The following is a 22,967-nucleotide window of genomic DNA, read 5'->3' as shown; positions in this document are numbered from 1 at the left end:
CCATGTTCAATAATGCATCAGTTCAACCAGCAACAACCGGAAAGGGGCATCTCTACGGCATCAGTACGGGGCCGGGGGATCCGGAGCTGCTGACGCTCAAGGCCGTGCGCCTGCTCGAAAACTGCCCCGTGGTGGCCTATTTCTGCAAACGCAGCGGGCGCGGGCGTGCGCGTACTTCCTGCGAGGCGCATATTTCGCCCCAGCACGAGGAGCTGCCCATGGTGTATCCGGTCACCAACGAGATTCCCCATGACAGCAGGGAATACCGCCAGCAGATCGAGGATTTCTTTGAGGAATCGGCACAGGCCGTGGCCCGGCACCTGGACGCCGGCCGGTCCGTGGCCGTGCTCAATGAAGGGGATGCGTTTTTCTACGGCTCCTTCATGCACATCTTCCTTCGCCTTAAGGACCGTTACGAGAGCACCGTGGTACCGGGTGTTGGCGCGATGATGGCCGGTGGCGCACTGCTGCCGCATCCGCTGATGATGCGCGATGACCAGCTTCGCGTGATTCCCGGGACCATGGGGGAGAAGGCGCTGCGGGCCAGCATCGATCCGGAACGGGCCACTGTGATCATGAAGGTGGGGACCAACCTGCCGCTGCTGCGTGGCATTGCATCGGATATGGGCATCCTGGAACGGGCCTGGTACGTGGAGAAGGCAAGCATGCCGGAGGAGCAGGTGATGCCGCTGGCCGAGGCGCCGGAGGGCAAGGCACCTTACTTCTCGATGATCCTGATTCCGGGGCCGGGAGTGCGTGTATGAAGCGGTTGGATGTGATCGGTGTGGGGCCGGCCGGACCGGGGTGGATCAGTCCGGAGACGCAGTCGGTTATCGGCATGGCGACGGATCTGGTGGGCTATGGGCCCTACCTGGATCGCCTGGCTTCCGAGCGGCACCGGTGCCATGCCTCGGACAACCGCGAGGAGCTGGAGCGCGCGGCCCAGGCCCTGGATCTGGCGGCGGAGGGGCGGCATGTGGCCGTCGTTTCCGGGGGCGATCCGGGGATCTTTGCCATGGCGGCGGCGCTGTGCGAGGTGCTGGATCGGCATGCGAAGCCTGGGTGGGCGGATGTTGAGTTTGGTATTTACCCGGGAATTTCCGCGCTTCAGGCTGCGGCGGCCCGTGTGGGGGCGCCGCTGGGGCATGATTTCTGTGTGATGTCGCTGTCGGACAACCTCAAGCCGTGGGAGGTGATTGCCCGGCGTCTTCAGTTGGCGGCGCAGGCGGATTTTGCCATGGCCTTTTATAACCCGCGTTCGTCCAGTCGTCCCTGGCAGATGGGGGAGGCATTGAGCATTCTGAGGGCGGAGCAGCCGGGGGAGACGCCGGTGGTGTTTGCGGCGGCGGTGGGGCGTGCTGATGAGTGGGTTCGGATGACGACGCTGGCGGAGGCGGATGCTTCTGAGGTGGATATGCGGACGTTGGTGATTGTGGGGAACTCTCGGAGTCGGTTCTTTGCGCATGCTGGTCGGGACTGGGTTTACAGTCCTAGAGACTACGAGTAGACGCCAGGGGCGGGGGTAGGCTGAATGGGAACCGCCACAAGTACGTCCCTGTAGGCTGCCCTCCGCCATCCATGGCTCCGGAGCTTCCCATTCAGCCTACCCCCGCCCCTGGCTTATCCGGCTTACTTGCAGGCCTCTGTCCAGCCAGGTTGTTACGGCTTCGAGTGAATCGAAGCTGTGGGTGGCTGGGGGCAGTGTTGGGCGGTCCACGATGACGACGGGAATGCCGGCCTCGCGGGCGGCGTCCAGTTTGGGGCGGGCGGCCTGGCCGCCGGAGTTTTTGGTGACCAGGGCGGCGACGTTGTGGGTGGTGATGATGTTGCGTTCGTCGTCGAGGTCGTAGGGGCCGCGGTCTTCGATGAGGGTCCAGTTGCGGAAGTCGGGGGCCGGGTCCGGTGGGTCGACGCAGCGGACCAGGAGGTGGCGGTCGGTGATGGGTTCGAAGGCGGCGAGGCTGGTGCGGCCGGTGGTGAGCCAGAGGGTGGCGCCGGGGTCGGTGATGGCTTCGGCCTGTCGGGCGGCTTCGTGAAGATCCGGGACGCGGATCCAGTGGTCGTCGTCGGTTTCTTCCCAGGGCGGGCGTTCGAGGCGGCCGAGGGGGATGCCGAGTTCCTGGCAGGCGATGGCGGCGTTGTTGGACATTTCGGCGGCGAAGGGGTGGGTGGCGTCCACCACGGCGGCGGTGTTGTTGCGGATCAGCCACTGTTTGAGGCCCTCGATGCCACCGAAGCCGCCACGGCGCGTCGGCAGTGAAGGCGGCAGTGGGCGGCGGGTGCGGCCGGCGAGTGAGTAGATGGGTTGCAGCTCGGGATGGTCGAGGAGCTGGTCGGCCAGGGTCATGGCGTCGCGGGTGCCGCCGAGAATCAGTATTTGCATGGGGCGGAGTATAAATGAGTGACAACAGTACGTCTGTATCCGATGGGGGGCGTGTCGCCTGGCTCAGCCTGGTCGGGCTTTCGGAGGCTGGCTGGCAGGAGCTGGGCGAGGCAGCCCGTGATGCGGTCCTGAGCGCCGAGCTGGTGATCGGCGGTGAGCGCCATCTGTCGCATCTGCCGGCGGTGGCGGGGCAGCAGCGCGAGGTGTGGCCGTCGCCGATCAGTGAGGGCATCGAGTGGATTAAGCGCCGGCAGGGGCACCCTGTCTGCGTGCTCGCCAGTGGTGACCCCTTCTGGTACGGGATTGGTGCCACGCTCAGCCGCTACCTTCCGCCGGAGGCCATGGTGGTTCATCCCGGGCCCTCGGCGTTCTCGCTGGCAGCGGCGCGGCTGGGGTGGCCGCTGCAGGACCTGCACTGTCATTCCCTGGTGGCGCGCGACCCGGACCGGCTGCGCGCGCGCCTGGTGCCAGGGCGTCGGCTGCTGGTTCTGAGCAACGACGGCGGCAGCCCGGAAACGGTGGCGAACATCCTGTGCGAGAGTGGTTACGGGGAGAGCCGCCTCCATGTACTGGAAGCATTGGGTGGCGCGGATGAACGCGTCTGGGAAATCCGCGCGAGAGAGGGGCTGGATCAACCAGTGTTCAACCTCAATACCCTGGCGATTGAATGCATTGCCGACGAACGGGAGACACCCGTGGCCCTGGCGCCGGGCCGGCCCGGATCGGATTACTGCCATGATGGCCAGATTTCGGCCCCCGAAATCCGGGCCGTGGTCATGGCGCATTTGGCGCCACGCGGCGGTGAGCATCTGTGGGACCTGGGGACAGGGTCCGGTGCGGTGGCCGTGGAGTGGTTGCGCAGCGACGGTGCGAACCGGGCGACCGCCGTGGATAAGCGTTCGGACCGGCTGGCCAATGTGCGGGAGAACGCCCGTCGTCATGGCGTTGGCCATCTCGAGACCCTGGAATCCGATATTACCGAGGCAATTCCCCAACTGGCGGACCCGGACGCTGTCTTTATCGGCGGTGGTGCCAGTGGTCACGGCGTCATTGATCGTTGCTGGCAGGCATTGCCCGAAGGCGGACGCTGCGTGGCGACGGCGGTGACCACGGAAGGGGAAACGGCGCTACTGGTGGCGCAATCCTGCCATGGCGGACAGCTTATCCGGCTTTCCGTTGATCGCACCGAGGCCCTGGGTCGGTTCAACGGCTGGCGGTCCGACCGTCCCATAACGATCTGGCATGCCACCAAGGGCGCTCATCGAAAGGAGGTACAATCATGACGGTGCATTTCATTGGGGCAGGGCCGGGCGCGCCGGACCTGATCACCCTGCGGGCCAGGGACCGGATCGCGGCCTCGCCGGTTTGCCTCTACGCGGGCTCCATCATCCCCGACGAGGTTCTGTCGCATGCCCCACCCGAGGCACGGCTGGTGAATACGGCCTCCATGGCCCTGGATGACATCATCGGCGAAATCCAGGCAGCTCATGAGCAGGGGCTGGACGTGGCGCGCCTGCATTCGGGGGATCTGGCTATTTACTCGGCGGTCGCGGAACAGCTTCGACGCCTCCGGGTACTGGGCATTCCCTTTGAACTTACTCCCGGGGTTCCGGCCTTCTCAGCCGCGGCTGCCGTGCTGGGCCAGGAACTGACTCTGCCGGGCGTGGCCCAGAGTCTGGTGCTAACGCGGACCCAGGGGCGAGCTTCGGCCATGCCCGAAGGGGAGACCCTGGAGGCCTGGGCGGCTACAGGAACGACCCTGGCCATCCATCTGTCCCTGCACACGCTGGATTCCGTGGTACAGCGCCTGGTGCCCTATTATGGGAGCCAGTGCCCGGCGGCCGTGGTCTTTCGTGCAAGCCGGCCGGATGAACAGGTGCTTCGGGCGCCGCTGGTCGATCTGGAGGCGGCGGTTGAAAGTATCCCGGAAAAGCGCTCGGCGTTAATCCTGGTGGGACCAGCGCTGGGGGAGACCGGTTTCTGCAACAGTGCACTCTATGATCCGGCCCATCATCGGTTGTTCCGAGAGGGCTGATCAGCGGGTGGACCGCGCCAGGGCACGCAGCGTATCGGGCACTTCCTGAGGTTCCAACCCCCGGACGACGCGGTTGGTCTCATCCTCAGGGAGGGGCCTGTCGTTCAGGATGACATCATAGAGCCCCTCGTGGGCTACGACGGTAATGGGGCTATTCCGGGGTCGGGCGCAGCCCTTGGCGCAACCGGAAATATGAACAATCGAGTCGCCATCGAAGATTTCCGGTACGGCCTGAGCCCAGTCCAATGCATGGTCCCGGGTTCCTGTCGTGCCCGATTGGCACTCCGGTTGGCCGGGGCAGGTCACAATGGAATTTCGCGAATCCATTGGATCCGTAATCAGTCCGATGTCGCGCAGTCGTGGGCCAAGTTGCTCGGGGTTCCCGGGTATGAGGACCTGGCGCCATGGGGTGGTACGGATCTCCCCATTACCGTATTCCCCGCTGATTTCCGCCAGGGCTTGTGCCAGCGCCGCATCAAGACGTCCCAGGGGAACACCGGCGACGACTCCCCGCCCCAGCGGGCCCGGTTTCATGGGTGTCGGATGCTCTGGCAAATCTGGCGCTGACTGCAGGCAGGCCCCGATCGCGTCTAGAAAGGGCGCTGTGCCGTGAACATCAAGCAATCCACTCATTCTGCGCATGGGGGTCACAAGTCGCTCGTTGAGCGCCAGAAACCCGTGGGCAAGCCCTGCCAGCGCATCAATGAGCCGTTCCGGCCGACAAAGGCCCAGAGGTCGTGAGCCGTGAGCCGTTCCCGCCAGGGCCAACCGATAGCCCACGCCGTAAGGCGTGGTGACGGCGTCTGCCCGGATATCGCCGTCCACCTCCGCAAGATGGCCCTGTCCGCCGCCATTGAGGACAAAGCGGAACTTGGGCGGGAGTTTCCGGAAGGCCGGGTCGGATTGCAGGCGTGCATCCAGTCGCTCCGCCACGGAGCGGGTATCGGCTACGGCCATCGGGTCCAGATCGTACCCCGGGCTGCTCTGGATATTCCGGCAGGCTTCCGCTTCGGGGTCCGCCAGGGCAAGACCGGCTGCCACCAGCTCCCGGGTCAGATGGCGTTCGGAGGTTTCGGTCAGGCCCCGGATCTGGATATTGCCCCGGCTGGTGAGTTCGAGCAGTCCCTGCCCGTCCTGCAGGGACAGCGTCGCGAGTCTTGCGAGTTGGTTTGCGGACAGACGAGCGGCTGGTAGCCGTACCCGGGATATCAGACCGTCTCCACTCTCCATGGGTGCGCCTGCTCCGGGGCAGGCGCCACGACGGAAGGCATCACTGCTGATCATGCAGGGTTCCTGGCAACGATTGAAGCACCATGGTAATACCCGGGTGCGGGACTGTGAAGCGGCCGGGATATCACTGGCGGGGTCTACGCAACCTAGACCGAGAGGTTCCGGATCCTGTCAGACCAAGGGATCCAGGTTCCTAAGTGTCAGTTTTTTTTACGAAAGCACAGTTCCATAAAAGCATATACCTTCTATTTTCAACACCTTGTATTTTTGGCCTGAAAATTGCTTTTATTCCCCTTGCGTCCTGAAAGAAAACGGGCAACCTGGATTCCAAGGGATGGTGTGATGGCCAAGCCATTTACCACTATTGAAGCCGCCAGCCAGTGGCTGGTGACAAGGAGAAGGTTATTATGAGAATCAAATTTCTGTTAACAGCTACGCTGATGGTGCTCGGTGCGAGCGGCAACGCGTTTGCTTATACCATTTCCGGGGGCACCGATGTTGGTGGTCTTGATAGTTTTGAGGCAGAATCGACTACCTTGCCGAATTCCGGGAGTGCAACTGAGACCGCGTGGGCCTCCTCGAGTACAGGAACCACATTGACGTTTGCAGGTAAAACCGAAGGGGCTGGCTTTTCCATCACTAACGAAGACCCGAACGTGGTAGCGTTCGAGCTTTTCAACGCCCCCTCCTATTTCCTGGTGTATGACGGGAACGCTAGTAGCGAATCGAAGCATGTACTGTTTAAAAACGAGTCCAGCATGGATTGGGGCGTGTTCAACCTCTTATCCTACTTTGACTCGAGCAAGCTGGAGGAAATGGAACTCAGCCACTTGACCGAGTTCAATGGCAGCTCGGTCAAGGTACCGGAACCGGGAACTCTGGGTCTGCTCAGCCTCGGCGTTCTTGGCTTGATCACAGGACGCCGGAAATACAATCAAAGCGCGTAACTGTCAGCTTTCTGTCTATCATAAAAGCTCCCTGTCCGGGGAGCTTTTTTCGTGGTGCGCCAGGCATGGAACAGCGTCGCCCACGTGCGGAAGCTCTTCCACAGCCCTGTTACAACCATACCCTCTGCTAATCCCTGGTTTACAGTTTCTGAGCGGGCTGTGGGACCTGTCGAATCCGTCCATGTTCATCGATCGCCACGTTGACGAAGAGCGCCTCCGTTACCTTGCGCGCGTGATGTTCCGTCTGGTCGCGGGTCCAGACCTCCACACGGATTTTCATGGAGCTGCTGCCGATATCCTCGAGGTGTGTGTAAAAGGCGACTTCTGCCCCGATGCGCACGGGGGAAAGGAATTCCATACCCTCGATGGCAACCGTGGCGGTGCGGCCGCGCGCGATCCGGCCGGCTGCTGTGGCGCCTGCCAGGTCCATCTGGTTGACCAGCCAGCCTGCGTAGATATCGCCGTTATTGTTGGCGTTGGAGGCCATGGTGACAAGCTGCAGGGTGAGTTCACCGCGAGGTTGGGGTTTGTCGTGGTGTGGTTTCATCGGAAGCCTCCGGGCTTCGGTTATTTCTTTTGGGCCAGTATAGTCAGATTGCAGAGGTTTGCGATGCTGATCGGACCGTAATCCTTTGGCTGGACACCAGGGGTTTCGGGCTATAATGGTTTTGGGTACCTTGAACGCGGGTTCAGTTCCCGGATCATGCGCAATAAACGATTTCAATACCGGGCCTTCGGGCTAAGGGGTAAGCATCATGGAAATGGCGAAAGAGACCTATTCCCGTCACATCTCGCAGAAGTTCAATGAGGAACTGAGCGAGCTCAAGAACCAGCTTCTGGAGATGGGCGGCCTGGTCGAGAAGCAGATTGGTGAAGCCGTGGAGGCATTGATCCATGCCAACGGTGACCAGGCCCAGCAGGTCCGTGACCGGGACCGGGACGTTGATGAGATGGAGATACGGATCGACGAGGAAGCGATCCAGGTGATTGCGCTGCGTCAGCCGGCGGCGAGCGATCTGCGTCTGGTTATGTCCGTCGTGAAGATGGTCGCGGACCTTGAGCGCATTGGCGATGAAGCGAAGAAGATTGCGCGTCTGGCAATCGAGATGGCGGACGATATGGAGGACCACAGCGGCCGCCGTTATGTGGAGGTCCGCAACATCTCACAGCACGTGCGCGCGATGGTTCGTGATGCGCTGGATGCCTTTGCCCGCTTTGATGCGGACGCCGCACTTACCGTCATGAAGGAAGACGAGTCGGTGGACGAGGAGTACAAGAGCGCGGCCCGGGCCCTGGTCACCCACATGATGGAGGATCCCCGCAGCATCGGCAGTTGCCTGAATCAGATGTGGACTCTGAGGGCACTGGAGCGGGTGGGCGACCACGCGGACAATCTTGCCGAGCATGTCATCTACATGGTCCGTGGCATGGATGTTCGGCACCGGCCGCTCGCGGAAACCGAAAAGCAGTTGGATGCGGGGAGCGACTGACCCCCGCAACACGGTGATGGCTCAGCTTGACGGATAGGGTGGCCAGCCAAGTGCCTTGCCGCCGATCAGGTGAAGGTGGATGTGGTACACGGACTGGCCGCCGTGGTCATTGCAGTTCATCACCGTCCGGTAGCCGTCCTCCGCAATACCTTCCTCTTTCGCAATCCGGGCCGCTACCGTGTAGAGGTGGCCCACGGTCTGTTCGTCCGCCGCGGTCAGATCATTGACAGTTGCAATGTTCTTCAGGGGTATGACGAGGATGTGAACCGGGGCCTGGGGGTTGATGTCCCGGAAGGCCAGGCATTGATCGTCCTCGTAGACAATATCGGCGGGAATTTCGCGCTTGATGATGCGGTCAAAGATGGTTTCGGACATGGAAGTTCCTCGTTGATCTCAGGCCAGTCGGTTTAACAGTGATTCCACAGGCGCGGGCAGGGTTTCGTCAATGCCCATGGCGTAACGCGCCACCTGATCCCGTGCAAAAGGCAGGTTGCCCGCCAGTCCCAGCCCCAGATTGCGCATCAGGTGCAGCGGTGGCTGGTTGTTGCTGAAGAAGCGGTAGAACAGGTCCATGGCGTCCATCATCAACTGATTCCTGGGCCGCCGCGCGCTTTCGTACTGCGCCAGAAGCTCCGGGTTGCCAGGGTCGGCCCCGGGAGCGCCGCCTCCAAGCAAGCTGCCAAGACAGGCAGCGTCCTGGAATCCCAGGTTCACGCCCTGGCCCGCCAACGGGTTGATGGTGTGGGCGGCATCGCCAATGAGTACGACACGATCCCGGTAATACTGGTGGGCGTGTTCCCGGGCAATCGGGAAGCGCCCGCGCGCGGGCGCCGCGTCGATGTCCGGCAGCTCCAGGGGAAAGGCCCGGCGTATGGCCGCCATCAGGCCCTGCTCGTCCAGTGCCATGAGTTCATCCAGGTTCTCCGGCTGGTCGTACCAGACCAGCGACCCCCAGCTGCTGCCCGCGGCATCGGGCAGGGGCAGGTAGGCGCGAGGGCCATCGGGGGTGAACATCTGCCAGGTTATGCTCTGCTGCGGTGGTTCATGGCGCACATTGATGACCATGGCCTGCTGGCGGTACTGGTTCCGCGTTGTGCCAATGCCGGCCAGTTTACGGGTTACCGAGGTTGCGCCGTCGGCGCCCACCACCAGGCTGGCGACAATCGTATCGCCGCTGTCCAGTGTCAGGGTTACTGATTCACTGCCCTGCTGGAGGTGTTTCAGTGACGAAGGGCAGAACAGTTGAACCCTGTCATGCGTGGCCAGGTGCTGCCAGAGTGCATAACGGGTAATGCCGTTCTCCACGATATGGCCCAGGTGGGAGCGCTCCAGTCGTTGTGCCTCAAAGGTGGTGCGGGCGCCGTGGGCCAGCCGGCGGCCGCCGGGCAGTACCCGCAGCGGGCCTGAAGGCGCTTCCCAAACGGACAGGCTCCGGAAGGGGGCCATGCGGTACTTCGCCATGCTCTCCCAGACACCGATTCTGTTAAGCCAGGCTTCGCTGCCGGCGCTCAGGGCGGAAACCCGCAGTTCGGGTTCACTGTCTGGATCAGGTTCAGCCGGAGCGGCTGGTTCGATGACAGCGACACGCCAGCCCGCTTTGGCGCAGGCCAGCGCCAGGGAGGCGCCGACCATGCCGGCGCCCACAATGGCAATGTCGAATGGATGGTCACTCATGGGCGTTTCCGTGCTGAACAGGCGTCAGCGCCAGTCTACGCCAGAGTGGTTTGCGATGACAGGGGCGCTCAGCCCGCCTTTTGGGCGCGGCCAGCCTTGCGCGAGAGCCAGGCGGGTTTGCGTGTTCCCGGCCGTATGAAGCCCTGGCTGATTTCCACGGGATGCACCAACCGCAGGTAGTCGGCCACGGCGATCTGCATGGCTTCCGTGTGGCTGCCAGCGGCAAAGGTGATCTCGGGCTGCTGGGTCAGGGTTTCACTGCAATAGACCGGCATATTGAACAGGTTGCCAAAGGGGGGCATGGCGCCCACCTCGCAGTCCGGGAAACTGTCCTTGAAGTCTTCCTCGTCGGCCAGCTCCACAAAGTCCGTATCCAGTACGTCGATCATCCGGTCCCAGCGGATCCGGAAACTGGCGGGCATCACCAGCATCGCCATACGACCATCCAGTTCAATAATCACGGTCTTCGCCACCTGGTCGCCGGGGACCTGGCAGTGATGGGCGAGTGACTGGGCGGTAAAACCGGGGGGATGGATGATGCAGCGGTAGGCCACATCATGGTCGTCAAGAAACTCTTTCAGAGTGCGTACTGGCATGGCTGACACCTCCAGGCCGAACATGCGGTTTGCGGGCTCCTGTTTGTCAGACTAGTCCAGCATGCCCGGAGGTGTCAGAAAAAATGGTTAACTTTTGTACATGTTAGCCATCGTTCTGATAATGGTGGATATCCCGCTGCGGGAAGGGGATGGTGATGCCGTTTTCATCAAACGCGACCTTGATTTTCTCCAGCATGTCCCAGTAAACCGGCCAGAGATTGTCGGCATGGGCCCAGATCCGGATCTTGAGATCCACTGAGCTGTCGCCCAGGTCGCCGACCACGATCATGGGGGCCGGGTCCTGGTAGACGCGGTCGTCCTTCGCCAGGGTGGCCTGGGTCACCTCTCTGGCTTTCTGGATATCATCGCTGTAGCTGATACCGATGCTCAGATCCACGCGACGGTCGCTGTAGGCGCTGTAGTTGGTCAGGCTGTCATTGGACAGTGAGCCGTTGGGAATGACGACCAGACGGTTATCGAAGGTATCCACCAGGGTATAGAGGATCTGGATTTCCTTGACGGTTCCCAGGTAACCCTGGGCCTCGATAATGTGCCCCACCTTGAACGGCTTGAAGATCAGGATCAGCACGCCACCCGCAAAGTTGCCGAGGCTACCCTGTAACGCCAGGCCAACGGCCAGGCCGGCGGCACCAAGGACGGCAATGAAGGAGGTGGTCGCGATTCCTACCATGGAAGCCACGGAAATCAGCAGGACGACCTTGAGCAGGATGGAGGTCAGGCCTGTGACAAAGCGCCCGAGTGTCGGGTCCTTGGCTGTGAGCTTCTTGTCGAGGGTGTTCACGAAGCGGTTGATCAGCCAGAGGCCGACCACTAGGGTAATAATGGCCAGAAGCAGCTGCGGCAGGTAGCTCATGAGCATGCCACTCGCCATGGTGACGAGGTCCGTGATCTGGTCGCTCTCCGGGATCAGGTCTTGCATTCGTTGTTCCTTTTTGTCGTTAGGTGGTCGCGGGGGATACGTCCGTCTGACGGGACCAGTTCAGTAGTTCCTCATAGGAGCCCCTGGCCGCAATGGCGCCCTGCTTGCGACTCAGCTGGTAGTCATACATGGGATCATAGTAGTCATTGAGAAGAGTCCTGATCCACTCACGATGCCCGTCCAGATCCCCACTGCTTTCCTGGGCATCAAGAGCCTCGGTCATGACGCCTTCCAGCTGCTGGTGTCGGAGTCCGCCCAGCCGCTTGCGGATCCGCGACAGCGATCCCAGGAGGAACTCGCGGAAAACCGCAAAGCCTGCCTCGGCACCATCCCGGTCCATATAGGCCCGGCTCATCTCGATGACGTAATCCTCGAGGATGAATTCGACACGCGTTTCAATGGGCTGCTCCAGGATCATCAGCGGTGCCGATGCCATCCGCTGCTGCAGGGCTGTTGGCAGTACCCGCCTGCCGATCAGGTGGCTTTCATCCTCCACATAGATAGGCGTCCCGGATGGTTGGCCCGCTTTCATCAGCGCCACGGAAAGTGCGTTCTCGAAATCCACCTGACTGGGCTGCGGCTTGAGCATGCGACCGAAACTGGAGCCGCGATGTGCAGCCAGGCCTTCCAGATCGACGGGATTGGGCAGTTCATGGAGCAGCCGGGTCTTGCCGGTGCCCGTGCGCCCGCTGACAACAATGAGTGGCAGATCCGGACACCGGGCTTCCAGGTCATCCAGCAGGAAGCGTCGAATGGCCTTGTAGCCACCGGTCACCCTGGGAACGGTGGCGCCCGCCTCGTGCAGCCACTGCTGGGCGATCCTTGAACGCAGCCCGCCCCGGGAACAATAGAGTCGTGCTCCGGGATGGCGTTTCACGAAACTCAGCCATCCCTCAACCCGCTCCGCTTTGGTCTCGCCACTGACCAGCTGATGCCCCAGCTCAATCGCCGCCTCCTGGCCGGATTCGCTGTAGCACAGGCCGACCTTGTGGCGCTCGCGGTCATTCATCAGGGGGATGTTGCTGGCACAGGGCGCAGCGCCCTCGCAGAATTCCCCCGGCGCGCGGACGTCCAGAAGGGGCGCGTCCTCGAGAAGAAGCGCTTTGATGGCATCGGTTTCAGGAAGTTCTTCGCTCACGTGACACTCTTGGCTTTTACGGCAAGCGCCCAGTTTAACGCATCATTATCCGCTTTACGCTACCCGTGGCCCGGGCTAGGATAGCGCCACCATGAAACAACACGAACTCGATACCCGACTGCAGCAGACCCTGAGCCGGGGCAGGACCACCTGGACCCGCCCCCGTGGCTGCCCGGATATCGAACTCTGCCTGTTCGACCCCGACTGCCTGCAACACCCCCTGAATTACGACGAAGCCCAGGCCGTGGTCGACGAACCCGCCTACTGGTCCTTCTGCTGGGCCAGCGGCCAGGTCATGGCTGCATGGCTGCTGGAAAACCCCGAATGGGTCCGCGACCGCCGAGTACTGGATTTCGGCGCCGGCTCCGGCGTCGTCGCCATCGCCGCCGCCATGGCCGGCGCCCGCGAAGTCCTCGCCTCCGACCTCGACCCAACAGCCCTGCTCGCAACCGTCACCAACGCCGCCCGAAACGGCGTTGAAGTAAAACCGGTCAGCGACTGGCGCGAAGGCGAACCCCCGGATGTCCTGCTCGCGGCGGACGTCCTCTACGACCCCGAAAACCGCCCCATGCTCACCGATTTCCAGACCCGAGCCCCATCGGTTCTGATGGCGGACTCCCGCCTGTCAAATCTCGGCAACGACGACTACCACCTGCTCACAACGCGGGAAGCCAGAACCTGGCCGGATCTTCAGGAGTTCGAAGAGTTCAACCGAGTCCGCCTCTATCACGCGGCTGGCTACTGAATCTGGGGTAGGGCGATCTGGGGCGGGGACGTCTTCCCGGGAAGCTCTGGAGCCATGGATGGCGGAAGCGCAGCGTACATGGACGTATTTACAGCGATTCCCGGGAAGACGTCCCCGCCCCAGATCGTCCTACCTTGCACCAAAAACAAAACACCCAGACATAAAAAAAGGAATGGCCGAAGCCATTCCTTCCAACAGGCGAAAATGCTTTCCGATGAAAGCGGTGGCTCCCTGCCAAAACTACCCCATCCCGGCGTGATTCCCTTGAACCCATCCCTGGTGCCGGCGTCCGAGCCAGCTCCGTAGTTAGGCTTCCCTTAAGCCTTACTTCCTTTTATTCCCTGCTTCCCCTCAATTCCTTTGAGGAAACCGTCCGTGTAGCGTCCTTTCCCTGTCGTCCGCTGACAGGAGAAACAATAACAGCAAACCACCCGCTGTGTGGGGGTCAATAGAAGAGTTTATCCGAAATATTCTGACCCGGATTATTAAAACACAACAAAAACAGAGACATGGAAATTAAGTGGTGAATTTGTTGCGCCTTTCTGACGTCACAAAACGGCTATTTCCTACATCAGTGTAAGAGAATGCTTACACGCATCATGACGAATGGCTTACGCACCCTCACGGATAATGCGCTCGATGGGAACACTGCAGGTAAAGGTGCTGCCTTGCCCGGGTGTGCTGTCGATGGACAGATGGCCATCGTGGTTGTAGAGGATGTGCTTGACGATGGCCAACCCCAGACCCGTGCCGCCCGTCTCCTTGCTTCGGCTCGGATCGGCGCGATAGAAGCGTTCCGTAAGGCGCGGAATGTGTTCCGGATCAATGCCCGACCCGTTATCCGTGACGCTGAAACGGATGGCGTCGTCATCAACACCATAACGGATCTGTACCGTGCCGCCGGCAGGCGTGTACTTCACGGCATTGAATACCAGGTTGGAGAAAGCACTGCGCAACTGGTTCTCGTCTCCCTGGATGGCGTGCGAATCATCAATGCTCAGGGTGATCCGGTGCTGTTGGTCACCGCTGAGCGCGATGGCGTCCTGTTGAATCTGCCTGAGTAAGGGCTCCGGGTAGCAGACGGCATCGCCCGTGCGGCGCTCGCTGGTCTCAAGCCTTGATAGCAGCAAGAGGTCCGTAATGAGCGCTTCCATGCGATTGGCCTGGTGCTGCATGGTCGCCAGGGGGCGCTGCCAGCCGGGAGGAATGCTCTCCGTCTGCTCCGAAAGCGTCTCCAGGTAGCCGCTGATGACGGTCAGCGGGGTGCGCATCTCATGGGAGACGTTGCTGACAAAGTCCCGCCGCATTTTCTCCAGCTGGTGGATCCGGGTGACGTCCTTGATGGTGATCAGCCGATCGTCCTCCCCGAACAGGTTGATCTGGATCTGGAGTCTGAGCTGGGGGCGGGCTGGCGAGGCAATCTCCAGGGGTTCGGAATAGTCCTTGGCGTCAAAGTAGCCCCGGAATTCCGGGTCCCGGATCAGGTTATAGATGTACTCGCCACGGTCCTTGCCGGTGCGAAATCCGCAGAGGTATTCGGCGGCGTGATTCCACCATTCCATGGCACCTTCGGCATCCGTCATGACCACGCCGTCGCGCAGCGAATTGGTGGACTCGCGGATGCGGTTGACCATGGTCTGAAGCCGGTCACGGGCGCTGAAGTGGCGTTTCTGGAGTCGATAGATATCGTCAAAGACTTCCCCCCAGAGCCCCGTGCTTTCCGGGGGGTCGACGCCCGCGCCACTGCTGGTCAGCCAGTGGTGGAGTCGAGCGAGCTGCACCAGTGTCGAGCCCAGGTAGAAGGCTATGGCAATGAGGAGGGCGACCAGCGTATAGCCCACCAGCCAGCCAATCCCGGTTGCGGCCGCGAGCAGTAGCAGCAGTCGTCTCAGGTGACGGGTCAGGGCGTGGCGCATGGTACTCCGGTCTCAGGTTTTGCGCGTGGAGAAGCGGTAGCCTGCCCCCCTGACCGTTTGCACAAGGGGCCCATGGACGTCGCCGAGTGCTTTACGTAACCGCCGGATATGGACGTCCACGGTGCGTTCCTCCACGTAAACACCGCCACCCCAGACCTGATCCAGAAGCTGTTCCCGGGTATAGACCCGCTCCGGGTGCGTCATGAAGAACTGGAGCAGGCGGTATTCGGTCGGGCCTATATTGACGTTTTTGCCATCGACTGTCACCCAGTGGCCCACCGGGTCCAGGTGAATGCCACCAATCTCGACCGGCGTGTCGGTTCCGGCGGGGGTCGTGCGCCGGAGAACGGCCTTCAGGCGTGCCACCATCTCCCGTGGTGAAAACGGCTTGGTGATGTAGTCGTCGGCGCCCGCCTCCAGGCCCTGAATCCGGTTATCTTCTTCAGTCTTGGCGGTGAGCATGATGATGGGGATCTCGTTGGTGCCATCGTCACGTTTGAGCCGACGTGCCAGATCGATACCCGAGGTGCCGGGCAGCATCCAGTCCAGGATGATCAGGTCGGGGCGCTGGTCAACAATCAGCCCGTGTGCGGTTTTCGCATCGGCGGCCTCCACATAGTGGTAGCCGGCCATTTCCAGCGCGATGGCGATCATTTCCCGGATGGAGGCTTCGTCATCCACGATCAGGACGGTTTTTTCACTCATGACTGTGATCTGTCTCTGTCTGTTTTATGACGGCTCCATTACAGCCTCTTATTGTGACAGCTTTATGACAGCGCAAGATCCAGTGCCAGTCCAATGAATACCGCCAGACCCGCGTAATTGTTGTTCAGGAAGGCGTGGAAGCACGCATCGCGGTCACGCTCACGGATCAGATACTGCTGGTAGACAAAAAAGCCGGCCATGGCCGTAACCCCCAGGTAGTAGAGCGTGCCGAGTTCCGCCTGGTCCCCTGCCAAAGCGAGAACGAGGATCGTCGTGCCCTGGAGCATGCCCACGGCCGCACGGTCATTGTCACCAAAGAGCACTGCCGTGGACTTGATGCCGATTTTCAGGTCGTCGTCGCGGTCCACCATGGCGTAGAGGGTGTCGTAGGCCACGGTCCAGACGAGGTTGGCGATGTAGAGCAGCCAGGCGAGCTGCGCGACACTGCCGGTTTCCGCGGCCCACGCCATGGGGATTGCCCAGGAGAACGCAGCGCCCAGCACGATCTGGGGCAGGTTGGTGTAGCGCTTCATGAAGGGGTAGGTGAAGGCCAAGGCCACGCCGCCAAAGGACAGCCAGAGCGTCAGGGCATTGGTGAATAGCACCACCATCAGGAAGGCAATAAGGCACAGGCCCGCGAACAGGATAAGGGCTTCATGGGGCGCGATTCGCCCCGTGGCCAGGGGGCGTTCCCGCGTTCTCTTTACGTGACCATCCAGTTCCCGGTCCGCAAAGTCGTTAATGACACAGCCCGCTGCCCGCATGATGAACACGCCGGCCGTGAAGACGATGAGATTCGTCCAGGAGGGAACTCCGTCGGCGGCCAGCCAGAGCGCCCAGAGCGTTGGCCAGAGCAGCAGCAGTGTGCCGATGGGGCGGTTGATCCGCATCAGCTGTATAAAGTCGGGAAGGCGGTCACGAAAACGGGCTTTCAAGGGTGGCACGGTCATCCTCATGGTGCTGGTCCGTTGCGGTTCTCCGATTATAGAGGCCGGATGCGGTCACTATGAATGGGGTGAGACCGCATGGGAAGCGTTCGGGTATCCTGCCACAATTGCGGCAGGAAGCATTCCGTCACCAGGAGCGTACAGGGCCCTCGACGGAAACGCGACCGCCTCGCCAGCATTGCCCTCTGGCGATTGGGGGCTGTGATGGTGCCGCACTGGAAGTCCCTGCGTTGCCAGGGCCGGGCTCCGAAGAGCGCAGTGCCAAGCGGGCGGTTTCCAAGCTGCTTGAGGGCCAGCGCAGGTCCCCTGAGGGATTGGACGGGGATCACGGTGCGGGCTCTCACCCAGGGGCAGCCATCGCCGCAGAGATGAACTTCCCGGATCCATGCGAGCTGCCTGGGGGGCATGCCCAGGGCGAGTGCCTCGGACGCCTGCGGGCGCGTGATACCTTCCGCCAGAACCTCAACATTAAACCGCTCCCGGCTGAACCCCCGCAGCAGACGGGTCAGCGAGCCAGGGTGGCGCACCACTCGGCGTTCCGGGTGGCTGATCCGGTAACAGGGCAGAGGTCGGAAGCCGGAGAACATGGGATCACAGTCCCTTGACGGCGTAGATGCCCGGGGCGTTGCGCCAGTATCCCTTATAGTCCATGCCGTACCCGAAGAGATAGCGGTCCTCGGTTTCAAGGCCCGTGAAATCCGCACGGAACCCGGGGTGGCTCTTGCGGTCATGGTGCTTATGGATCAGCGCCAGGGTCAGAACACGCTCGGCACCTTCCGCCTTACAGGCCTCAACCAGCGCCGCGAGCGTGGTGCCCTCGTCCAGTATGTCGTCGACTACGACCACGGTCCGGCCGGTAAGATCGGACTGTGGCCGCACCACCCACTCGAGGGCGCCGCCCGTGGTTGTCTCCCGATACCGGGAGACATGGGCATAGTCCAGCTGCAGGGGGAATGTCAGCCGTGGAAGCAACTGGCCCGCAATGACCAGCCCGCCGTTCATGATGCACAGAATGACAGGGTTGGCTGTCGCCACCGCGGCGCCAAGATCGCTGGCAATCCGGTCCAGTGCCGCGTCAACGTCGGCCCGGCTATAGAGGCAGTCAGCCTGCTCCAGGGTCCGGTTCATTTCGGAAACAGTGTTGGCCATGGGCTGGTCCTGTCTTGAGTCAGGGTGGTTCTTGAAAAAAGGGGGCAGAGTATAACGTCAGAGGTGGGCGCTTGTCCCATGCCGAGATGACGTCCCTGGGGTGATCGTCAGCTGTGAAGTTACCGTAGGATTTGGTTAGAATGCGCTCGATACGTTTGAAGCAGTAAGGAGAAATGCCTTGAAAAAGTGGCAATGCGTCGTCTGTGGCTTTATCTATGATGAGGCCGAAGGCTGGCCTGAAGACGGTATAGAACCGGGCACCCGCTGGGAGGACGTGCCCGAGGACTGGACCTGCCCGGATTGTGGTGTAGGCAAGGAAGACTTTGAAATGGTGGAAATCGACTGAGGGAAGCCCATGACGGACACCCCTGCCAATGCCATTGTGATCGTTGGTACGGGACTCTCCGGCTACACACTGGCCCGGGAGTTTCGCAAGCTGGACACGGATACGCCCCTGGTACTGATCACTGCGGATGACGGCCGCAGTTATTCCAAGCCCATGCTCTCCAATGGCCTGGCCAAGGGGAAGTCGGCGGATGAGCTGGCGCAGGCTGACGTCGCGGCGATGGAAGAGAACCTCAACGCACGCATCCTGACCCATACACGGGTGGAGGCCCTGGACACCGCCGCCGGCCAGGTGCAGACCGATCAGGGCGCCGTACCCTATGATCGTCTGGTTCTGGCCTGGGGTGCTGATCCCATTCGCATCCCGTTTGGTGGTGATGGGATGGACGCGCTTTACCAGGTGAATGACCTGACTGACTATGGCCGGTATCGGCAGAGGCTGGGCAGCGCCAGGCGCGTGGCCGTGGTCGGCGCGGGCCTGATTGGTTGCGAGTTCGCCAATGACCTCATCAACGGCGGGTTTGAGGTGGATGTTGTCGCGCCGACCGACACCGTGCTCCCGGGACTGCTCCCGGAGGAAGCCTCGGAGGCCGTTCGCCGGGGGCTCGAAGAAGCCGGCGTGCGTTTTCACCTTAACCGGGCGGTCACGACCGTGGAGCATGCCGGTGAGGGCGTGCGGCTTGGCCTTGATGATGGTGATGTTCTGGAAGCTGACCTGGGCGTCGCTGCGGTTGGGCTGCAGCCACGGACCGGACTTGCCAGCGAGGCGGGGCTGGAAACGAACCGCGGCATCTGTGTTAATCAGACGCTGGAAACCAGTCACCCCGGTATTTACGCTCTGGGGGACTGTGCCGAGGTCTGTGGCCATGTTCTGCCCTATGTGATGCCTCTGATGGCGGCGGCACGGGCTCTGGCCAGGACCCTGTCGGGAACGCCCACGCCGGTGCATTACGGCAGTATGCCTGTGACGGTAAAAACCCCGGCCTGTCCCGTGGCGGTATGCCCGCCCCCCGCCAATTCGGATGGCAACTGGGACGTATCCCGTGACGGCAACAGCGTGAGGGCGCTTTTCCGCGGCCCGGATTCGCAGCTGCTGGGATTTGCCGTTACCGGCGACTATGCATCCGAGAAGCAATCGCTCTCGAAAGAGGTTCCGGCGATCCTCCCGGCGTGAGCAGAGAGATGGGCTGCGAGGCCGGCTTGAGAAATGGAAATAGGTAGGGTAGAAAGTATCCCCCGAGATTCTGACTGGAGCCGGCATGGATGATGTAACGCGAAAACTCGTAGCGCTTCTGGATGTTGCGCCGCTGGGCGATGATCATTTCGCTGCGGAGAGTGATGACCTGGGTTTTCCGAACGTATTCGGGGGGCAGGTCCTGGGCCAGGCTCTGATGTCCGCCAGCCGCACCGTGGAATCCCGGCTTGCCCACTCCATGCATGCCTATTTCCTGCGTCCGGGTAATGCACGCCGGGGCATTGACTACGAAGTCCAGCGCGTACGTGACGGCGGCACCTTTACCGTACGCCGCGTGATTGCGCGTCAGGACGAGCGCGAGATTCTCACCGCCATGGTTTCCTTCCAGATCGAGGAGTCCGGCTTTGAACACCAGCTGGACTTTCCCGGCGCGCCGGACCCGGAGACCCTGAATTCGGAGCAGACACTGCGCGAGAACATTGCCCCGCTGATCCCGGAAGAGCGTCGCGAGCAGATGATGAAGGAACGGGCCATTGAGATCCGTCCGGTCAATCCCGTTGATCCGCTCAAGCCTGAAGTGCGGCCACCCCATCGCCAGAGCTGGTTCCGTGCCAGGGGGGAATTGCCGGACGATCCTGTCCTGCATCGGGCCATGCTGGCCTACGCTTCGGATTTCGGCCTGCTTACCACCTCTATGCAGCCCCATGGTCTCGGCTTTTCAACCCCCGGCATGCAGGTCGCCAGCCTGGATCATGCGATCTGGTTCCATCGTTCCCTGCGGATGGATGACTGGCTTCTCTATGACATGGACAGCCCCAGCGGCGCCTCCGGGCGCGGCATGAACCGTGGCACGGTTTTCAGTCGCGATGGCAAGCTGGTGGCCTCCGTGGCTCAGGAAGCCTTGATCCGTCAACGCGGGCGTGCCTGATGTCGCGACGCTCAGGCGTGTAGGTTATTGCTGCCGGGGAGCTGGATTCCGTGGTTCAGCCATGGGACCAGATCCTCAAGCGTCATGGGATGCGACAGGAGGTAACCCTGAATAGCGTCGCAATTGAGGCTCCTGAGCCAGTCCAGGGTGGCCTCGTCCTCCACACCCTCCGCAATGACCTGATACCCGAGGTTGTGTGCCATGTCGATCGTCGCTTTCACGATCAGCTGGTCGTCACCATGGTGGGTAATGTCAGTGATCAGTGCCTTGTCGATCTTGATTTCCCGAGCCGGTAGTCTCTTGATATACGACAGTGACGAGTAGCCGGAGCCGAAGTCATCGATCGCGATGGGGATCCCGGCGTCCTCCAGTTCCCGGAGTGCCTCCATGGCACTTGTGGGATCCGTCATCATCGCTGTCTCCGTCAGCTCAAGGGTCAGGCCGGGATGGTTCCCCTGCGTCATTTTCCGGACAAACGATGGAAAGTCCGGCTCCCTGAGGTTATTTGCTGAGATGTTGACGGCAATGTTCAGAGGGAAGCCATCAGCGACCAGGCGTGACTGGCAGGCGAGCGCCTCCCGGATTACCCAGCGCGTCAACGGCTGGATCAGTCCGGTTTCCTCGGCCAGGTTGATCAGGGTCTCCGGATCGGGCGGGTCGCTACGACCGGGCCAGCGGATCAGCGCTTCCAGGCCAGTAACCTGATGTTCGGACAGGCTGTATTTGGGTTGGAAGACCAGCCCCATCTCACCCGAGTCCAGTGCCGTACGCAGTTCGGAAGCAAGGGTCAGTCGCTCCTTGCTGTAAGGGTCGCGGTGCGATTGGTAGAAGGCCAGGTGGCGGCGCTGGGCTTCCTCCGATTCCTGGGCGATAAAGGCCCTGCGGATGAGGCTGCTGGCGTCCTCGCCGTGTTCCGGAAACATGGCCACACCGCCCAGGGGGCTCAGCGGGAGCTGCATTCCCAGGAATTCGAAGGGCTCACGCAGGGTTTCAATAAACTGGTAGACGGCTTCCGGCTCTTCGCGGACGCGGGTTGCGTCCAGAAGCAGGGCGAAGCTGGCGCTTTCAAGTGAGGCCACTACATGCTGGCCGCGTTCGCTCTGCTCGACAGGGCGAATTCCAGGCAGGCTGTGCGCATGCTTTTCGATGCAGTGGGCAAAATGCTCCATCAGGCTTTCCGAATTCGCATGGCCCAGGGTTTTCTGAATGGCGTGATGGTTGCTCAGCTGGATAACCAGGACGGCGTATTGCGCGATGGCGCGATTGTGGACGGCGTCATTAACGAGCATCTCAAAGGAAGTGCGGTTGGGCAGGCCGGTGACCGGATGGTGCAATGCCTGGTCGATGAGGCGCAGCTCGGCCTCCCGTCGGTCCGCGTGTTCCCGCAGGCGGGCATCCTGGGCGAGAACGCGTTCGTGCCGTTCGCGGTAAAGGCGCTCCGCCAGGGCCATGGTCAGGAGCATGGCCTCGAGGGCGGAACCAATCTCGATGCCGTACTCGGTCACAAAGTGGTTGGGCATTAATCCCAGTTTGTTGAGGGCGGCCAGTGTGCTGCCGATGCTGAGCGCGGCCCAGGCGAGGGTGTAGAACTTGGCGGCGCGGTTGCCGCGTGCCCATTCAATGGGGCCAATGCTGAGCAGAAGCAGGAAGGCCGGTACCGCGAGCACAACCGAGAATCGCGTGGAGAGACTGTAATCCAACACGAAGGCGCCCAGCAGCGCCAGGAAGCCGATGAAGATGGCTCCCTTTGCGAGCATGTCCAGCGAGGGGTTATTGCGGTCCAGTCTGAGAAAGGCCCTGACAAAGAGTGCCGAGAACAGGATGGCCGCCGGAATGGTGGCGAGCATCATCTGATTGTGCAGCCACGGCAGTCCTGGCCAGAGAACCGCGAAGGCGGTGCCCCTGAGAGTGGCCATCAGTAACAGGTAGCTGGTGATTGCCAGGGTGTAGTAGAGATAGGTTTTTTCCCTCAAAGCAAGGAAAATAAACAGGTTGAACAGAATGACGACCACCAGGATGCCGTAGTACAGGGCATGCGCCTGATCCTGAAGCGAGAGATGGGTGAACAGCGCGTTGGGCTCCCAGACCTGTAGCGGCAACTGGACTGCTCCGTTGGTTTCCACCCGGATCAGGACCTCGTAGTCATTGCCTGCTTCAAGGGATGTGGGGAAGAGGAACTGGGCGTGTTGTATGGGGCGTTCCGCGAAGGGCTTGCGGTCTCCGGTGTGAAACGATGTTTCAAGCTCGCCATTGCGGAACAGCAGGAAACGTATGTCGTCAAGCTGGGGGTAACCGATACGCGTAATCCGCTCGACGCGGCCTGATTCCGGTGCTTGCAGGGAAAAACGGAACCAGTAGGCCCGGCTGTCATAGCCCATGTTGGGGCTTGAGGAAGCGCGTTGCCAGTTGCCCGATTCCAGCAGGCTGCGCGGGGTCGGAGTCGCTTCTGCGGGCACTGCCTTGTAGCGGATTTCCGGAACACGGGGAGAGCTGTCTGCCAGGGCGGGACCGGGCAGACATGTAGCCAATATCAGTGCCAGAGTGACGAGGGCTCTGGTGGCGACTACAATCCGCACAAAATCACCTGTATTCCACATTTATTAT

Annotated in this window: 24 protein-coding genes; 10 read left to right on the top strand and 14 right to left on the bottom strand. The window is 61.5% G+C overall.

All coding sequences use genetic code 11. From position 1 onward, the window contains the following. Positions 1–2: 2 nt before the first annotated feature. Together DES49_RS10490 and cobJ are read left to right on the top strand one after the other, a co-directional pair. Complete coding sequence (locus DES49_RS10490) at positions 3–764, top strand: precorrin-2 C(20)-methyltransferase (protein WP_133736357.1); 762 nt, start codon at positions 3–5, stop codon at positions 762–764. Continuing rightward, complete coding sequence (cobJ, locus tag DES49_RS10485; RefSeq protein ID WP_133736356.1) at positions 761–1,507, top strand: precorrin-3B C(17)-methyltransferase; 747 nt, start codon at positions 761–763, stop codon at positions 1,505–1,507. Before DES49_RS10490 ends, cobJ begins: the two co-directional genes overlap by 4 nt. A gap of 96 nt (positions 1,508–1,603) precedes the next feature. On the opposite strand, the gene DES49_RS10480 is transcribed toward cobJ, so the two are convergent. After that, complete coding sequence (locus tag DES49_RS10480) at positions 1,604–2,383, bottom strand: cobalt-precorrin-6A reductase (protein ID WP_133736355.1); 780 nt, start codon at positions 2,381–2,383, stop codon at positions 1,604–1,606. Between the two features lie 14 nt (positions 2,384–2,397). Here DES49_RS10480 and cbiE point away from each other — a divergent pair, with 14 nt between their 5' ends. Next, complete coding sequence (cbiE, locus tag DES49_RS10475) at positions 2,398–3,666, top strand: precorrin-6y C5,15-methyltransferase (decarboxylating) subunit CbiE (protein WP_133736354.1); 1,269 nt, start codon at positions 2,398–2,400, stop codon at positions 3,664–3,666. Beyond that, positions 3,663–4,418, top strand: coding sequence for a precorrin-4 C(11)-methyltransferase (gene cobM / locus DES49_RS10470; RefSeq protein WP_133736353.1), 756 nt, complete (start codon positions 3,663–3,665; stop codon positions 4,416–4,418). Before cbiE ends, cobM begins: the two co-directional genes overlap by 4 nt. On the opposite strand, the gene cobG is transcribed toward cobM, so the two are convergent. Beyond that, positions 4,419–5,702 (bottom strand): precorrin-3B synthase, encoded by a 1,284-nt coding sequence (cobG, locus tag DES49_RS10465; protein WP_133736352.1) that lies wholly within the window; start codon positions 5,700–5,702, stop codon positions 4,419–4,421. Positions 5,703–6,055: 353 nt separating this feature from the next. Between cobG and DES49_RS10460 the strand changes: the two genes are divergently transcribed. Next, a complete protein-coding gene (locus DES49_RS10460) occupies positions 6,056–6,595 on the top strand; it encodes a PEP-CTERM sorting domain-containing protein (protein ID WP_133736351.1) in 540 nt (179 codons plus the stop codon). A gap of 139 nt (positions 6,596–6,734) precedes the next feature. Here the strand turns inward: DES49_RS10460 and DES49_RS10455 are convergent, their stop codons facing one another. Next, the gene (locus DES49_RS10455; RefSeq protein ID WP_133736350.1) at positions 6,735–7,142 is read right to left on the bottom strand and encodes an acyl-CoA thioesterase; all 408 of its coding nucleotides are present in this window, start codon (positions 7,140–7,142) and stop codon (positions 6,735–6,737) included. 208 nt (positions 7,143–7,350) lie between these two features. Here DES49_RS10455 and phoU point away from each other — a divergent pair, with 208 nt between their 5' ends. After that, a complete protein-coding gene (phoU, locus tag DES49_RS10450) occupies positions 7,351–8,085 on the top strand; it encodes a phosphate signaling complex protein PhoU (RefSeq protein WP_133736349.1) in 735 nt (244 codons plus the stop codon). Positions 8,086–8,106: 21 nt separating this feature from the next. Here phoU and DES49_RS10445 read toward each other — a convergent pair whose 3' ends face one another. The 5 genes from DES49_RS10445 to mnmH form a co-directional block, all read right to left on the bottom strand. Beyond that, positions 8,107–8,460, bottom strand: a complete 354-nt coding sequence (locus tag DES49_RS10445; protein ID WP_133736348.1) for a histidine triad nucleotide-binding protein — start codon at positions 8,458–8,460, stop codon at positions 8,107–8,109. Positions 8,461–8,478: 18 nt separating this feature from the next. Then, positions 8,479–9,759 (bottom strand): FAD-dependent oxidoreductase, encoded by a 1,281-nt coding sequence (locus DES49_RS10440; RefSeq protein WP_133736347.1) that lies wholly within the window; start codon positions 9,757–9,759, stop codon positions 8,479–8,481. A 68-nt stretch (positions 9,760–9,827) separates the two neighbouring features. Further along, the gene (locus DES49_RS10435; RefSeq protein ID WP_133736346.1) at positions 9,828–10,355 is read right to left on the bottom strand and encodes an aminoacyl-tRNA deacylase; all 528 of its coding nucleotides are present in this window, start codon (positions 10,353–10,355) and stop codon (positions 9,828–9,830) included. 103 nt (positions 10,356–10,458) lie between these two features. Then, the gene (locus DES49_RS10430; RefSeq protein WP_133736345.1) at positions 10,459–11,295 is read right to left on the bottom strand and encodes a mechanosensitive ion channel family protein; all 837 of its coding nucleotides are present in this window, start codon (positions 11,293–11,295) and stop codon (positions 10,459–10,461) included. A 19-nt stretch (positions 11,296–11,314) separates the two neighbouring features. Beyond that, positions 11,315–12,433, bottom strand: a complete 1,119-nt coding sequence (mnmH, locus tag DES49_RS10425; RefSeq protein WP_133736344.1) for a tRNA 2-selenouridine(34) synthase MnmH — start codon at positions 12,431–12,433, stop codon at positions 11,315–11,317. A 91-nt stretch (positions 12,434–12,524) separates the two neighbouring features. On the opposite strand from mnmH, the gene DES49_RS10420 reads away from it, so the two are divergent. After that, positions 12,525–13,178 carry a class I SAM-dependent methyltransferase gene (locus DES49_RS10420; RefSeq protein ID WP_133736343.1) on the top strand — a complete coding sequence of 218 codons (654 nt, stop codon included), beginning with the start codon at positions 12,525–12,527 and terminating at the stop codon, positions 13,176–13,178. Positions 13,179–13,789: 611 nt separating this feature from the next. Here DES49_RS10420 and phoR read toward each other — a convergent pair. The 5 genes from phoR to DES49_RS10395 form a co-directional block, all read right to left on the bottom strand. Continuing rightward, complete coding sequence (phoR, locus tag DES49_RS10415; protein WP_133736342.1) at positions 13,790–15,094, bottom strand: phosphate regulon sensor histidine kinase PhoR; 1,305 nt, start codon at positions 15,092–15,094, stop codon at positions 13,790–13,792. Positions 15,095–15,106: 12 nt separating this feature from the next. Continuing rightward, complete coding sequence (gene phoB / locus DES49_RS10410) at positions 15,107–15,799, bottom strand: phosphate regulon transcriptional regulator PhoB (RefSeq protein WP_133736341.1); 693 nt, start codon at positions 15,797–15,799, stop codon at positions 15,107–15,109. A 62-nt stretch (positions 15,800–15,861) separates the two neighbouring features. Then, positions 15,862–16,749, bottom strand: coding sequence for a 4-hydroxybenzoate octaprenyltransferase (gene ubiA, locus DES49_RS10405; RefSeq protein ID WP_133736442.1), 888 nt, complete (start codon positions 16,747–16,749; stop codon positions 15,862–15,864). Between the two features lie 32 nt (positions 16,750–16,781). Continuing rightward, positions 16,782–17,333 carry a chorismate--pyruvate lyase family protein gene (locus DES49_RS10400; RefSeq protein ID WP_133736340.1) on the bottom strand — a complete coding sequence of 184 codons (552 nt, stop codon included), beginning with the start codon at positions 17,331–17,333 and terminating at the stop codon, positions 16,782–16,784. Between the two features lie 4 nt (positions 17,334–17,337). Then, positions 17,338–17,895, bottom strand: coding sequence for a hypoxanthine-guanine phosphoribosyltransferase (locus DES49_RS10395; protein WP_133736339.1), 558 nt, complete (start codon positions 17,893–17,895; stop codon positions 17,338–17,340). A 178-nt stretch (positions 17,896–18,073) separates the two neighbouring features. Here DES49_RS10395 and DES49_RS10390 point away from each other — a divergent pair, with 178 nt between their 5' ends. From DES49_RS10390 to DES49_RS10380, 3 genes are all read left to right on the top strand, one after another. Beyond that, complete coding sequence (locus tag DES49_RS10390) at positions 18,074–18,241, top strand: rubredoxin (RefSeq protein WP_077529675.1); 168 nt, start codon at positions 18,074–18,076, stop codon at positions 18,239–18,241. Between the two features lie 9 nt (positions 18,242–18,250). After that, a complete protein-coding gene (locus tag DES49_RS10385; protein WP_133736338.1) occupies positions 18,251–19,414 on the top strand; it encodes an FAD-dependent oxidoreductase in 1,164 nt (387 codons plus the stop codon). 85 nt (positions 19,415–19,499) lie between these two features. Further along, entirely contained in the window at positions 19,500–20,363 is an 864-nt protein-coding gene (locus DES49_RS10380) for an acyl-CoA thioesterase (protein ID WP_133736337.1), read from the top strand. An 11-nt stretch (positions 20,364–20,374) separates the two neighbouring features. Here the strand turns inward: DES49_RS10380 and DES49_RS10375 are convergent, their stop codons facing one another. Then, positions 20,375–22,960: an EAL domain-containing protein gene (locus tag DES49_RS10375; RefSeq protein ID WP_133736336.1), complete on the bottom strand. Its 2,586-nt coding sequence runs from the start codon at positions 22,958–22,960 to the stop codon at positions 20,375–20,377. Between the last annotated feature and the right edge of the window lie 7 nt (positions 22,961–22,967).

Origin of the sequence: Halospina denitrificans (genome assembly GCF_004364635.1) — a bacterium.
Classification (GTDB): Bacteria; Pseudomonadota; Gammaproteobacteria; order Pseudomonadales; family Oleiphilaceae; genus Halospina; species Halospina denitrificans.
The sequence above is the reverse complement of the archived record's forward strand: the minus strand, read 5'-3'. Positions and strand labels throughout refer to the sequence as shown.

Coding starts and splice junctions, on each gene's coding strand:
- DES49_RS10490 (WP_133736357.1), top strand. CDS start 3: ATGTTCAATAATGCATCAGTTCAACCAGCAACAACCGGAAAGGGGCAT.
- cobJ (WP_133736356.1), top strand. CDS start 761: ATGAAGCGGTTGGATGTGATCGGTGTGGGGCCGGCCGGACCGGGGTGG.
- DES49_RS10480 (WP_133736355.1), bottom strand. CDS start 2,383: ATGCAAATACTGATTCTCGGCGGCACCCGCGACGCCATGACCCTGGCC.
- cbiE (WP_133736354.1), top strand. CDS start 2,398: ATGAGTGACAACAGTACGTCTGTATCCGATGGGGGGCGTGTCGCCTGG.
- cobM (WP_133736353.1), top strand. CDS start 3,663: ATGACGGTGCATTTCATTGGGGCAGGGCCGGGCGCGCCGGACCTGATC.
- cobG (WP_133736352.1), bottom strand. CDS start 5,702: ATGATCAGCAGTGATGCCTTCCGTCGTGGCGCCTGCCCCGGAGCAGGC.
- DES49_RS10460 (WP_133736351.1), top strand. CDS start 6,056: ATGAGAATCAAATTTCTGTTAACAGCTACGCTGATGGTGCTCGGTGCG.
- DES49_RS10455 (WP_133736350.1), bottom strand. CDS start 7,142: ATGAAACCACACCACGACAAACCCCAACCTCGCGGTGAACTCACCCTG.
- phoU (WP_133736349.1), top strand. CDS start 7,351: ATGGAAATGGCGAAAGAGACCTATTCCCGTCACATCTCGCAGAAGTTC.
- DES49_RS10445 (WP_133736348.1), bottom strand. CDS start 8,460: ATGTCCGAAACCATCTTTGACCGCATCATCAAGCGCGAAATTCCCGCC.
- DES49_RS10440 (WP_133736347.1), bottom strand. CDS start 9,759: ATGAGTGACCATCCATTCGACATTGCCATTGTGGGCGCCGGCATGGTC.
- DES49_RS10435 (WP_133736346.1), bottom strand. CDS start 10,355: ATGCCAGTACGCACTCTGAAAGAGTTTCTTGACGACCATGATGTGGCC.
- DES49_RS10430 (WP_133736345.1), bottom strand. CDS start 11,295: ATGCAAGACCTGATCCCGGAGAGCGACCAGATCACGGACCTCGTCACC.
- DES49_RS10420 (WP_133736343.1), top strand. CDS start 12,525: ATGAAACAACACGAACTCGATACCCGACTGCAGCAGACCCTGAGCCGG.
- phoR (WP_133736342.1), bottom strand. CDS start 15,094: ATGCGCCACGCCCTGACCCGTCACCTGAGACGACTGCTGCTACTGCTC.
- phoB (WP_133736341.1), bottom strand. CDS start 15,799: ATGAGTGAAAAAACCGTCCTGATCGTGGATGACGAAGCCTCCATCCGG.
- ubiA (WP_133736442.1), bottom strand. CDS start 16,749: ATGACCGTGCCACCCTTGAAAGCCCGTTTTCGTGACCGCCTTCCCGAC.
- DES49_RS10400 (WP_133736340.1), bottom strand. CDS start 17,333: ATGTTCTCCGGCTTCCGACCTCTGCCCTGTTACCGGATCAGCCACCCG.
- DES49_RS10395 (WP_133736339.1), bottom strand. CDS start 17,895: ATGGCCAACACTGTTTCCGAAATGAACCGGACCCTGGAGCAGGCTGAC.
- DES49_RS10385 (WP_133736338.1), top strand. CDS start 18,251: ATGACGGACACCCCTGCCAATGCCATTGTGATCGTTGGTACGGGACTC.
- DES49_RS10380 (WP_133736337.1), top strand. CDS start 19,500: ATGGATGATGTAACGCGAAAACTCGTAGCGCTTCTGGATGTTGCGCCG.
- DES49_RS10375 (WP_133736336.1), bottom strand. CDS start 22,960: ATGTGGAATACAGGTGATTTTGTGCGGATTGTAGTCGCCACCAGAGCC.